General features: G+C 68.6%; 10 protein-coding genes and 2 pseudogenes. 4 read left to right on the forward strand and 8 right to left on the reverse strand.

What is annotated here, in order from left to right; all coding sequences use genetic code 11:
- Window positions 1-554 precede the first annotated feature (554 nt).
- Window positions 555-3,758: a S8 family peptidase gene (locus tag DP939_RS37570; protein ID WP_158578923.1), complete on the forward strand. Its 3,204-nt coding sequence runs from the start codon at window positions 555-557 to the stop codon at window positions 3,756-3,758.
- Window positions 3,759-3,815: 57 nt separating this feature from the next.
- Here the strand turns inward: DP939_RS37570 and DP939_RS48245 are convergent, their stop codons facing one another.
- The 6 genes from DP939_RS48245 to DP939_RS37595 form a co-directional block, all read right to left on the reverse strand.
- Window positions 3,816-4,487, reverse strand: a complete 672-nt coding sequence (locus DP939_RS48245; RefSeq protein WP_225878731.1) for an MFS transporter — start codon at window positions 4,485-4,487, stop codon at window positions 3,816-3,818.
- Window positions 4,484-5,284: an MFS transporter gene (locus tag DP939_RS48250; RefSeq protein ID WP_225878732.1), complete on the reverse strand. Its 801-nt coding sequence runs from the start codon at window positions 5,282-5,284 to the stop codon at window positions 4,484-4,486. The genes DP939_RS48245 and DP939_RS48250 overlap by 4 nt, the downstream gene beginning before the upstream one ends.
- 9 nt (window positions 5,285-5,293) lie before the next feature.
- Window positions 5,294-5,506, reverse strand: coding sequence for a hypothetical protein (locus tag DP939_RS37580; RefSeq protein WP_113985607.1), 213 nt, complete (start codon window positions 5,504-5,506; stop codon window positions 5,294-5,296).
- A 123-nt stretch (window positions 5,507-5,629) separates the two neighbouring features.
- The gene (locus tag DP939_RS37585; RefSeq protein ID WP_113985608.1) at window positions 5,630-6,598 is read right to left on the reverse strand and encodes a threo-3-hydroxy-L-aspartate ammonia-lyase; all 969 of its coding nucleotides are present in this window, start codon (window positions 6,596-6,598) and stop codon (window positions 5,630-5,632) included.
- A gap of 34 nt (window positions 6,599-6,632) precedes the next feature.
- Complete coding sequence (locus DP939_RS37590; protein WP_113985609.1) at window positions 6,633-7,022, reverse strand: RidA family protein; 390 nt, start codon at window positions 7,020-7,022, stop codon at window positions 6,633-6,635.
- The gene (locus tag DP939_RS37595; protein ID WP_199565671.1) at window positions 7,019-7,516 is read right to left on the reverse strand and encodes a helix-turn-helix transcriptional regulator; all 498 of its coding nucleotides are present in this window, start codon (window positions 7,514-7,516) and stop codon (window positions 7,019-7,021) included. Before DP939_RS37595 ends, DP939_RS37590 begins: the two co-directional genes overlap by 4 nt.
- 41 nt (window positions 7,517-7,557) lie before the next feature.
- On the opposite strand from DP939_RS37595, the gene DP939_RS46490 reads away from it, so the two are divergent.
- The 3 genes and pseudogenes from DP939_RS46490 (at window position 7,558) to DP939_RS37605 (ending at window position 10,789) form a co-directional block, all read left to right on the forward strand.
- Complete coding sequence (locus DP939_RS46490; RefSeq protein ID WP_158578924.1) at window positions 7,558-7,722, forward strand: hypothetical protein; 165 nt, start codon at window positions 7,558-7,560, stop codon at window positions 7,720-7,722.
- 200 nt (window positions 7,723-7,922) lie between these two features.
- A pseudogene (locus DP939_RS49465) lies at window positions 7,923-8,513 on the forward strand (endonuclease/exonuclease/phosphatase family protein); the annotation flags it as partial.
- Window positions 8,514-9,307: 794 nt separating this feature from the next.
- Complete coding sequence (locus DP939_RS37605) at window positions 9,308-10,789, forward strand: FG-GAP-like repeat-containing protein (RefSeq protein ID WP_113985611.1); 1,482 nt, start codon at window positions 9,308-9,310, stop codon at window positions 10,787-10,789.
- A gap of 923 nt (window positions 10,790-11,712) precedes the next feature.
- On the opposite strand, the pseudogene DP939_RS37610 reads toward DP939_RS37605, so the two are convergent.
- Window positions 11,713-12,312: pseudogene (locus DP939_RS37610) on the reverse strand (IS3 family transposase); the annotation flags it as partial.
- 35 nt (window positions 12,313-12,347) lie between these two features.
- Window positions 12,348-12,570: integrase core domain-containing protein (locus tag DP939_RS37615; protein ID WP_147267783.1), on the reverse strand; the 223-nt coding region annotated here is incomplete at its 5' end.

Raw genomic sequence — 12,570 nt, forward strand, 5'->3', positions numbered from 1 at the left:
CGGGTTCGCACCACCCGACGGCGGGGCCCAGGTCGGGCCACACCTCGATGACGACCTGCGCCACTCAGGCCGCGTCACCCGTTCAGCCATCTTCCTCACCTCACTAAGAGTGCGTAACACCATCATGAGTGAGTAAGGCAGGGCTTACAAAAGGCACTTTCAAGTGCGGCGCACCCCAAGCTCCTCGGCGACGCCGAGCACGCCGAGCACGCCGAGCACGCCGAGACCTGATCCTTTCGATCGTGCCAAGTGCCGAAATTCGCAACAGAATCGGTCAACCTCGGTGGAGAACATCGTCAACCTATCGCCGTGCGACTCCGGTAGAGCGATTTCCAAACCACCCGAGAGACGCGGCTGAAACGACCGGCGCCAGATGTCACAAAATCGCGACGTTATGCAAATACCCGCACGTCAACGCCCACATAGTCGACATCATCCGGGACTTCTGTGCATTATGTGCGCTTGCCTGCTACCGACCGTACGGTCATTATCCCGATGAGGTGGGGAACACCGCAATACAGACGGGAGTTTCACCCATGAAACGTAGGGCATTAATGACCGCGATCGCCCTGGTGGCGGCTGTGACCACCGGCGCCGGCGCCCCGGCGAGCACGACCGGCCCATCCCCCGGCCCCCCGGGAGTCGCCCCGGACCGCCAGGCCGGACACGGTGCGAAGAGCGTCACGCTCATCACCGGCGACCGGGTCAAGCTCTCCTCGTCCGGATACTCGGTACACCCCGGCAAGGGCAGGGACGTACGGTTCGCCACGATCCAGACGAAGGACCACCTGATGGTCCTGCCCTCCGACGCGGCGCCGCTGGTCGCGCGGGGACTGGTGGACGAGCGGCTGTTCGACGTCACCCAGCTCATCGCCTGGGACTACGACGACGCGCACCGCGCAGACGTACCCGTGATCGCCAGAACCAGCGGCGCGGCTGCGGCGACGTTCCGGTTACCGGGCGCGCCCGCGCCCGCGTGGCGGAGCGGGCGGCTCGGGCTGGCCGCGGTCAAGGTACCGAAGAGCGACGCCGCGGCGGCGTGGCGGGCGCTGAGCGGCGACGCGGGCGCGCGGACGCTCGCGGCCGGGGTCAAGCGGCTGTGGCTGGATGGCCGACGTACCGCGACACTTGACCAGAGCGCGCCGCAGATCGGCGCGCCGGAGGCGTGGAAGCAGGGCTTCACCGGCAAGGGCGTGACCGTCGCCGTACTGGACAGCGGATACGACACGGCCCACCCGGACCTCAAAGGCGTGGTCGCGCACACCAAGTCGTTCATCGCGAACGACCCTGACATCAACGACGGCGTGGGCCACGGCACCCATGTGGCCTCCACGATCGCCGGATCGGGCGCGGCCTCGGGCGGCAGGTATCGCGGGATCGCGCCGGACGCCAAGCTGGCCATCGGCAAAGTCCTGAGCAGGCGGGGCGGCGACGAATCCACGATTCTCGCCGGGATGGAATGGGCCGCGGCCGAAATCCGCGCCCAGGTCGTGAGCATGAGCCTCGGCGGACGGGACACCCAGGCGCTCGACCCGCTCGAAGAGGCGGTGAACACCCTCAGCGAGAGCACCGGCGCGCTCTTCGTGATCGCCGCGGGCAACTCGGGCCCGACGGCGTCCTCGGTGGTCAGTCCGGGCAGCGCTGACGCCGCGCTGAGCGTGGGCGCGGTGGACAAGCAGGACGCGCTGGCGCTGTTCTCCAGCCGGGGGCCGCGGATCGGCGACCGCGCCGTCAAGCCGGACATCACCGCGCCGGGCGTGGGGATCACCGCCGCCCGCGCCCGGTACGGCGGGTACTCGACCCAGACCGGCACCTCGATGGCGACGCCGCACGTCGCCGGTGCCGCGGCGATCCTGGCGCAGCGCAACCCCGGCTGGCGGGCCGACCGGCTCAAGTCCGCCCTCATCAGCAGCGCCGCCCCATGGCCGGACGCCGGCCCGTACGCTCAGGGGGCCGGGCGCGTGGACGTGCGGAAGGCGATCGCGCAGACGGTCGTCGCCGTCCCCGGCAACGTGTCGGCCGCGCTGCGCTGGCCGCACGAGAAGGGCCAGCAGGCGACCAGGACCATCGCGTACGCCAACACCGGCGACGCGCCCGTCACCCTAGACCTGGCCATCGCCGCCCAGGGCGGCGGCGAGCCGCCCGCCGGTCTGTTCAGCCTGTCGGCCGACCGTCTCATGGTCCCCGCGGGCGGCCACGCGTCGGTCACCGTCACGATGGCGGCCGACGGGGTCGCGCCCGGCGCGTACGCGGGAGTCGTCACCGCGACCGCGGGCGGCACGGTCGTACGCACCCTGACCGGCGCGTACGTCGAGCCGGAGGCGTACGACCTGGCCATCTCCGCGAAGGGCGGCGCCGGCCTGTCAGGCTTCGCCGTCGCCTTCGACCTCGCGCGAAACGAGTTCGAGTACGTGGACATCCAGGACGGCAAGGGGACGCTCCGGCTCCCCGCCGTCGGATGGTACGTCCAGGCGGTGTTCGACGCGGAGAAGAAGCGGACCGTCGCCCATGTGCCGCCGTTCCGGCTCAGTGAGCGGACGAAGCAACTGACGATCGACCTCGACGCGGGCAGGCAGGTACGCCATTCGGTGGACGACCCGGCCGCCCGGCAGGCCGCCCTGGACGTCTCCGCCACCCAGCAGCAGGGCCGAATCCGGGCCCGGTTCAGCACGATCGCGTCCGATGACCAGATCTTCGTGGTGCCGTCGGAGGTGCCCGGCCTCACGTACCAGGCGCACTCGGTACTGACCAAGGCGGACGCGTCGCCCAGCCCCTACCGGTACGACCTCCTCCACACCGCGGAGAACGGCCTCCCCGCCGATCCCACCCACCAGGCCCGGACCGCCGACCTGGCCAAGACCACCGTGACCTACCGGGGCGCGGGCGTGGCGGCGTACGGCTACGTCTACAGCGGCCCCGCGAACATGTGGCTGCTCGGCGCGCCCACGCGCGTGCCGTCCACCCAGATCCGCTACCGGCCCCGCGTCGACGGCCTCGCCTGGGCGAACCAGGTGGCGTCCTACGACGACTCCGGGGAGCACTGGCTCGTGGACCTCGCGAGCGAACTGCCCCCCGGCGCCGGCACCGAGGTGTGGAACACCGCCGTGTACGGCGCCGCCCAGACCCCGTCCACCGCCCGCTACGGCAACACGGTCGTCGTCGACGGCGCGGTGTTCTCCGATTCCGGGCCCGCCCGGTTCGGCTATGAGTCCAACGCCGATGTCGCCATCGCACTGGCCAGGGACGGCGTGGAACTGGCGAGGGTGACGTGCATGCCACCGGACTCGGTGAACTGCACGCTCGGGGCCGAGGTGCCCGGCGCGGAATCCACCTACACCCTGACGATGTCGGGGCGGCGGCAGGTGCCGTACTCGGCGCTGTCCACCGCGGTGGACGCGACCTGGACCTTCCGCTCCGGCACGGTGGACGCGAAACCGCTGCCCCTGATCACCGTACGCCCGGCCGCGCAGGGGCTGGACGCCCTGAACCGGGCCGAGCGCGCCTCGCTCACCCGCATCCCGCTCATGTTCGAGCGGCACGCCTCCCCGGCCCTGGGCAGGTCGCGCCCCAAGGTCGAGGTGTCCTTCAACGACGGCGCCACCTGGCGGCGCGTCCCCGTCAGCCACACCCGCGGCCAGTGGACGGCGATGGTACGCAACCCGGCGGCCGGCGACTTCGCGTCCTTGCGCGTCTCGGCGGAGTCGGGCGACAGCGCGTTCACCCAAACGATCATCAGGGCCTACGGCCTGACCTCATAACCGCAACCATGCCCGCGGGCGCGCCCCACGAGCGCGCCCGCGGCGACGTGCCGGGGCTCACGAAGAGGAGACGGCACCGGAGCGGAGCAGCGGCGTGAAGCGCTGCCTTCGCGCCAGGACGAGCGCCACCACCATCGCGACCGCGAACGAACCCGCCGCGACCATGATGTAGCTCTGCGCGCCCGTGGCCGAGTTCTTCGCCACTCCGCCGACCGTCACGGTGGTGGACATGAGGACGGCCGAGCCCACCACGTTCATCACCACGGAGCCGATCGCGAGCATGACCTGCACCAGGCCGGTCACCACGCCTTGCCGGTCGGCGGACGCCACGCTCGTCGCCATGTTGAAGCCCGACGTCACCACCGAGCCGGCGGTGAAGCCCAGCAGGCCGGCGAAGACGACCGCGGCGAAGAGATCGGAGGTCGACAGGTACATTCCGACGATGGACACCATGCCGATCGTCACACCACCGGCCAGTGTCCACGCCGGGCCGGCCCGGGTCGCCAGCGCCCCGGCCAGGACGCCCCCGATCGTGATGCCCAGCGACGGCAGGGCGAACAGCAGGCCCAGTGATCCGTCGGCGGCGAGGCCGTACCCGAGGCCCTCGTCCTGCGAGACATGGGCGATGAGGCCGAAGAGCTGGAGCATGCTCTGGTACGCCCCGGTCGAGAGGACGACGACGAGCAGCGTGAGCACCAGCGGCAGGCTGAGATTCCTCAGGTCGATCACGGGTTCGGTACCCGCCGCACCGCCACTGCCCACAGGAACAGCAGCGCCACGCCGCCCGCGAGCAGGGCGAGCGGTCCCACGGCGGACCAGCCGAACTCCGGGCCGAGGCTGATGTAGCTCAGCACCGCCGCCAAGCCCCCGCCGAGAAGGCCGGCCCCGACGACGTCGAGCCTGCCCACGATTTTGATCGGTGACTCTGGAAGGAGCGCTCGCACCATGATCGCGGCGATGCCCGCGAGGACCGCGGACACGACGAACACGATCTGGAAGCCGTACTGCTCGGCCAGGTATTGGAAGAGGAACGGTGAGGCGACGCCGAAGATCGCCGAGCCCGAGGTCACGATCCCGGTGACGGTCATCGCGATGCGGGGCGCGCAGGTCTGGCGGATGAGCGCGACCGTGAGGAAGACGGCGGCCACGGCCGCGCCCTGCAACAGGCGCCCGGCGATGAACACCCACATGTTGGGGGCGACCAGGCACACGAGGCCACCCGTGCAGCCGATGGTCAGTGTGATCGCGAGCACCTTGCGCGTGCCGTACATGTCGGCGCTCTTGCCGAGCAGTGGCGCCCACATCGCGCCCGCCAGCATGGCGCTCGCGTTGAGCCACGCCGCCTGGTCGGTGCCGAAGTGGTCGAGCATCTGGGGGAGAACGAGAAGCGCCGCCCCGATGACCGTGTCCACGATGATGTTCGCGAGGATCAAAATGGCCACCTGGCGGCCGAGCCGCCCGCTCCATCGCGTGTGCAACTGGGCCGGGGACACAGGGCTCGGGTGCTTTGGGGGATGAGCGTTCACGTTGAGCTCCTATGCCTGCCCGACCTGGTTTCCGCGCGACCGGAATTTGGCCAGGTGGTCGATGAGGTCCGCCTCCCGGTCCGCAGGGGTGCGGGCGGCGATGTATCCGTCGGGCCGGATGAGGATCAGCTCGCCGGACCTCGGCTGGTAGACGTGCTGGAACTCGCCCTCGGCGTCGAAGATGGCGCTGTCCGGCGTCGCGCCGATCCGGCAGATGTACATGTGGGTGGGCTTGGCACGGTCCAGGATGACCGGGTCGGTGTGCTCGTAGGCGAGCAGCGTCCACTTCGGCCCCGCATGAGGTCGAAGAGGTCGCCGGAGATCTGCAGGTGGCGAGAGCTGTCGTCAGCGGCCGAGGAGCTCGGTGAACCGCTGGGCGTCGATGTTCCCGCCGGAGGCGATGACGCCGATCCGGCGCGGGAGGGCGTCGATCCGGCCGGCCATGAGGGCGGCCAGGGCGGTCGCGCCGCTGGGTTCCAGGACGATCTTCAGGCGCTCGAAGGCGAATCGCATGGCGTGGATGATCTCCTCGTCGGCGACGAGGGCGATGCCGTCGACGAGACGCCGGTTGACGGCGAAGGTGATCTCGCCGGGAGTGTTCAGGGCCTGGCCGTCGGCGATGGTCCGGGGCACGGGGATGGTGACGCGTTCGCCGCTCTCCAGGGAACGCTTGGTGTCATCGCCGTTCTCCGGCTCGACGCCGATGAGCCGGATCGCGGGATGGAGTGCCCTGGCGGCGATGGCGCTGCCGGCCATGAGGCCGCCGCCGCCCACGGGGACGACGAGGGCGCCGAGCTCTCCGGTCTCCTCAAGGAGTTCGAGGGCGGCGGTGCCCTGTCCGGCGATCACGTGGGGGTGATCGTAGGGCGGGATGAGGGCCAGGCCGCGATCTTCGGCGAGAGCCCGCGCCAGCGCTGTGCGGTCCTGGGTGTAACGGTCGTAGGTGACGACTTCCGCACCGTAACCGGCGGTGGCGGCCAGCTTGGAGCGGGGGGCGTCCTCGGGCATCAAGATGACGGCACCGGTGCCCAGTTCGCGAGCGGCCAGGGCGGTGGCCTGGGCATGGTTGCCCGAGGAGTAGGCGGCGACGCCCTTGGCCAGTCGCTCGGGGGGCAGTTGGGCGGCGGCGTTGTACGCGCCACGGAACTTGAAGGCGCCGACGCGCTGAAGGTTCTCGCACTTGATGAACACCTCGGCGCCGACCTGGGCGTTGAGAGTGCGGGAGGTGAGCACGGGAGTGCGGTGGGCGATGCCGCGCAGCCGCGCGGCGGCCTCACGGATGTCGTCGAACGTTACCGGCGGTGCGGTGGCCATTGGTGTGTCCTCGCGGTGGGAAGGAGCGGTCGTGTCAGTCCAGGGTGGCGATGGCGTGCACTTCGACAGCGGCTCCGTAGTGCAGTTCCTTGACGCCGGCCACGGCGCGCTGGGGCCGGTGGGCTCCCAGCCACTGCACGTAGAGGCGGTCGAACTCGGGCCAGTCGCCGATGTCGGTCACGTACACGGTCACCGACAGCAGCCGGTCCCGGCTGGTTCCGGCGGAGGTCAGGCAGGCGTCGATGTTGCTCAGCACCTGCCCGGCCTGGACGGCGAACGGCTCGCGGGTGAGCCGGTCGCCCTGGGGAGTGACCGGTAGCTGGCCGGAGATGTAGGCGAGCCCGCCGGACACCATGATGTGCGAGTAGTGGCCGGCGGGCGGCACCAGGTCCGGGCTGTCGATCGGGAACAGCGCGTTCGTCATTGGGCGCCCTTCGCTTTGGTGTAGTTGTAGACGGTCGCGCGGGACACGCCCAGCAGGTCCGCGATGGTCTGCGCGGCGTCCCGGGAGTCGAAGTAGCCGTCCCGGTGCAGCCTGCGTACCAGTGCCTTCTTGTCGTTCCGGCTGAGCGACCTCGGGGTTCCCGCACGTTCGGCGGACAGGGTTTCCACCATCTGGCGCAGCTCGCTGGCGTTGCGGCCACGCAGCGTCTCCAGGGGCCGTTCGCGGTGCTCGGCGTCGGTGGCGACGAGGTTGGACAGGGCGAGCGTGACCGGCGACAGCACGGAGACGTCGAGGTTCAGGCAGAGCGCCGCGATGTACTCGCCTTTGGCGTTCTTGATGCCGATGGACGTGCTCTTCGCCGGCCGTCCGTCGGGGAACCGGTTGGGGTAGTTCTGCACGCCGCCGACGATCCCCGGCCCCTTCACGGTGGGGCCCGGCCGGGTGGCTGCGGTGACCCGCCTGGTTCCGCGCACGCTCGCCGGTCAGGTCCCCTATCTGAAAGCAGAGAAACGTAGTGTCCGTTGATCGCAATCCTGTCCAGGACAGCGAAGGAGAGCGGCGGCGACGCTCGTCGCCCGGGTCGGCGTTCGCCGACTCGCTGGGTGAGGGCTGGAGCGCGGCCCCGCCGCGCCTGGCCGGGTTCGGCAGGCGCGTACGGCTGATCGAGGGGGCGCCGTGAGACCTCTGCCGTACGCCGCGCCGGACCCGCGCGGTCGTCCTCCGCGTTCGCCAAGGGCCTTGCGTCGCTGGTGCTCCGCGTTCGCCGCGGTGATGATCGTGATGTCGCTGACCGTGGTCATCACCGCCCTGGATGTTGTACGTCCCGCCGTCCCGCCCGCCCACGCGCAGGAGGATTTCGACAACTCGGTGAGCTGGAACATGAACGGCCGAGTCGGCGGGCCGGGGTCGGCTCCGGGAACCGGCCGGCCGGGTAGGGAGGATCGCTGGCGGACCGTCATCCTCCCGATCCTCCGTGAAGGAGCGGACGTCCTGCTCATGCAGGAGGCGGGCACCGAGCCGCCGTGGCAGATCCAGCGTATCGTGGGACGGCATTGGGACGGTGTTTACGAGTTCCACTGGGACCTTGGGGACCACAACGGGAACCTGGGGCTGGTCAACGTCTACTTCATGGATTCGGGCCAGCAGCGCAACGGCCTGGCGATCGTCACCCGGGAGGGCGCGGACGAGGCCGTTCAACTCCCCATCCATAGCGATCACAACGCCCGGCCGATGATGGGCGTGCGCTTCGGCGACATCTGGTATTTCACCGCGCATGCACCGTCCATGGGCCATCGTAACAACGGCGCCGAGGACGTACTGGAGACCGTCCGCCAGTTCATGGCCGGCCGGCCGCGCGAGGAACGCGGCCACGAAAGGGTCATGGGCGACTTCAACACCAACCCCGCCAGGCTGCCGATTCAATATCAGCAGAACATCTACCGCGCCAACCAGCCGACGCACCAGGGCGGCAGTGAGCTGGACTTCGGCGCCATCGCCGGCGTGCCGGCCAATCGCTCGGTCTCCGTCACCCGTGATGGGCGGGACTCCGACCACTGGACGGTGCATTTCCGCATCCACGACGGCTGCGCCATGGCGGCTCCCTTCGCGGCTGCGGCCACGCCTGACCGGCCCGCCGCAACGGCCACCTGCGGCACCTCACCCGCGCCTGGCGTGGTGTACAGCATCAGAGCCGCGTCCGGGAAACTCTTCTCGATCACCCGTACTCATGCCGGCGGTTTCACTTTCTTTCCGGCTCGCAACGAGACCTCCGGCCGGGTAGCGGTGAGTTTCGGCTCCGAACCCGAGACCTATCTCCTCGAAATGACCGGCGGCTGCCTGACACGGAACGTCCCCTCCTTCCAAGTGCTCAAGCTCGCGGACTGCGATCCGGATGACGAGATGCAGCAGTGGAAAATCGATGACGGGGCGATCCTCGACGTCGGAGGCCACCTGGCGCTGGCACCCTACGCGGAGCTCAAAGACGCACAGATCCAGCTAGTGTCCACCGAAGCCGGAAGCGCCTACAAGTGGCGGTTCCACGTCGTGAACGACCCGTACTCCGGACACGACGAGCTCAGAAGGCGGGATCTGCGGGTCATGGGTCTCGGATCGTCCACCACGTTCGGTGAGGGCAGCTCCGACGGCAACGGTTACCGCGACACCGCCGATCGAGGACTCAACCGGGTCGCCCAGGCGAGCTCGGCGGCGGCGACCGCCGACGACAGCCCCTATGTGGACTGGGTCGGTCCGTACGGGTGGGAACGATGGCCGACCGGGAGATCGAAGGCTGGCGGGGATATCGGATCAACGAGATCGCCGGCAAGGCGGACTGCGCGGTCAGCACGTACCAGCCCAACCTCATCACCCTCATCGCCGGCGGCAACGACGTCATCCAGAACTATGAGATGGACGGCGCGATCGGCCGGCTCGAAAGCCTGATCAAGCAGATCAGCGAGGACTCGCCGGGAGTCACCGTGCTGGTCGCCGGTGTGCAGCCCTTCCCCGACGCCGCCAGGAACGCGCGCGGAGACCGGTTCACCGCCCAGATCCCGGCCCTGGTCGACAAGCTCGTGGACGACGGCATCCGCGCCGTCTACACCGATCTCACCGGGCTTGAGCCGGCCGACATCGGCCCGGACGGCATCCACCCCACCGACCGCGGCTATGGCAAGATCGGCGAGGCGTTCGTGAAGGCGGCCGACCAGGCGCGGGACAACACCTGGCTTGAGCCGGTCAACCCGCAGGCGGCGAACACGCCGTCCAACCCGTGCGGGATCAAGGACTACGGCCCGGGCGCGCCTCCGCCGGCGTCCGGCAAGCTGGGCCCGAACTGGGACGACCGCGGCGTCATCCAGGCGCAGGAGTTCCCCTCCAGCAACCGGTTCTGGATGGTCGACATCAACAAGGACGGCAAGGCCGAGTTCGTCACCGTCGACAAGGACCAGAACTTCCGCTTCTGGTGGAACGGCGGCCCGTCGGGCACGAAATGGGTGCCTTTCGTGGAGGGCGAGAACTCCTACAAACCCAAGCGTGGTGCGGTCGGCAACATGCTCCGCTTCGCCGACGTCGACGGTGACGACTTCCCGGACTGCATGGTCGTCCACCTCGGCGGCCGGATCGACCTGCGCACCTGGAAGGCCGACAACCCGCCGGGCGCGCGTATGTGCATGACCGACCACGCCGTGGCGGACGTCTACTCCGACGGCTCCCTCGGGGACCCGCTGACCATCGACCCGGCCACGAAGATCCGCTTCGCCGACGTCACCGGAGGCGGCCGTGACGACTATCTGCTGATCAAGCCGGACGGCACCACGACCGCCTGGTACAACAGGGGCTTCAAGGACGGCCCACCCGGTAACAAGTCCTCGGACTCCCGCCCCGGAACCAGGGAATCCCACGTTCCCTACCTGGACTGGACCCCACCCCAGAAGATCAGCGGCCCCCTGCAGAACCCCCGCGAGATCCGCTACGCCGACCTCAACGGCGACAAACGCGCCGACCGGATCCTGATCACCGCCAAGGGCGGCGCCCGGGCCTGGATCAACGAAGGAGCCAAGGGCGCCGGCGGCAAATACCGCGACATCGGCCGCATCGCCGGCGACGCCGAGGTCCCGCCCAAGGACGTCCAGTTCGCCGACCTCGACGGAGACGACAAGGCCGACTTCGTGCGCATCGGCTGGACCGGCGTCACCCACGCCTGGCTCAACGAACTGCCACCGGACGACTTCGACACCTTCCACCCATAGGCCCTCACCACGCCCCTCGCCGGAATGCAGAAAACCCCTGCAGTCCACGCTCGGAGGCGCGGCATGCCTGGCCACCGCGGACGAGTGGTCAGGCATACCTGAGCGGTCTCACCGGAAAGTGCCGGAAATGACTGTGGGCGTCCTCATGGGAAGTGAAGACGCCCAGGTCAACTGCCGTGTGATGGGTGCGCCGCCAGGGACTCGAACCCCGGACCCGCTGATTAAGAGTCAGCGGCCCCGTATGACACGCCGTCCCGGCTCCCCTATATGGGTGTCGTTTCATGCTGTTCTATACACGATTCATCCGGTTCTTCCACCAGATCATGTCACCTCATGCCACATCGGCCCATGACATACGAGCACACCGCGAGCACACGACATGTCAACGGTGTGCTCGGGAGCGATTGAGGTCGTTGTGGGACTGCGCCCGCTCGTACCGGTTGGCGATCTGGTCGGTGATGGCTAATGCTCGCTGCTGGTAAGTGAGAGCTGTCCGGCGGCTCAGGTAGTTTGCCCAAGGCCGTTAAGCACACGAGTACGCCGTGCGCCCAGGTGCGCGCGATGGATCCGGCAATCGGGCGGATCATCGAGCGGGCCGACATCAGCGCGACGCACCAGATCCGCGCCGCCTAGTACTCCAGTGTCATTTGCGATCTTGGGGTCCAGGTCGCGCAGAGACGGCCATCACGTGATCATCAGAGTTTGTGAAGACAACCGAAGATCGCATGATGGCCGTGGCCGACACTGAGCGTTTTTCATCGCGGAAGCGCAGGTCACAGGCCGGCTACAGATCCACGTTCTTGATCGAGAAGTAGAAAGGCCCCTGGTAGAAGGGTTGTCGACCAAGATCAACCACCACCCCAGGGGCCCACATGCTGTTCTACCGTGCCGCGCTGTGAACCGCCCCGGGTTCGGTGGAGACCTCAGCGGTTGATTGCTAGGGCTTCGTTGGGGTGGTGTTGAGCGTAGTAGATCGCCTCGAACTCCTCGGGTGGGAGGTGCCCGATGGCTGAGTGCAGGCGGGTGGTGTTGAACCAAGCCACCCATTCGGCGGTGGCCAGTTCCACATCGGCCAGGCTGCGCCAGGGACCTCGGGGCTTGATCAGCTCGGTCTTGTAGAGGCCGATCTGCGATTCCATCAGGGCTTTGTCGAGCGCGTCGCCGACCGTGCCGATGGAGGCGTCGATGCCGGCTGCCAGCAGATGGGTGGTGAACCGGAAAGACGTGTATTGACTGCCCGCGTCCGAGTGATGAATCAGTCCCGGCCCGACCGGGTGGCTGGTGCGCTCGCGCCGCCACAGGGCCATGTCCAGGGCATCCAGCACGAGGGTGGTGTGCTTGGTCAGCGAGGCGGCCCAGCCGACGATCGCCCGGGAGTAGATGTCGACAACGAACGCGACGTAGACCACCCCGCACCAGGCGGAAACGTGGGTGAAGTCGGCCACCCAGGTGGCGTTCGGCCGCTGGGTGGTGAAGTCGCGCCGCAGCCGGTCGATCGCCCGCGCATGGCCCGGATCGGGCGTCGTGGTGCGATGGACCGCCCCGGCGAAATTGGAGGCTAGATCGCTTGGTTCTCGGCCGCCAGGTCAGTGCCGGCGGTCGATCGGTGGAACGTCTCCTCATACTCGACCGGAGGGACGTTCCCACAGTAAGAATGTAGCCGTTCAGAATTGTACCAGGCAACCCATTCCATCGTGGCGATAGTCACGTCCATGACGCCTTTCCAGCCGCCGTAGAAGTCGATGAGCTCCTTCTTGTAGAGACTGTTCATGGACTCGGCC

Origin of the sequence: Spongiactinospora rosea (genome assembly GCF_003315795.1) — a bacterium.
Taxonomy (GTDB): Bacteria; Actinomycetota; Actinomycetes; order Streptosporangiales; family Streptosporangiaceae; genus Spongiactinospora; species Spongiactinospora rosea.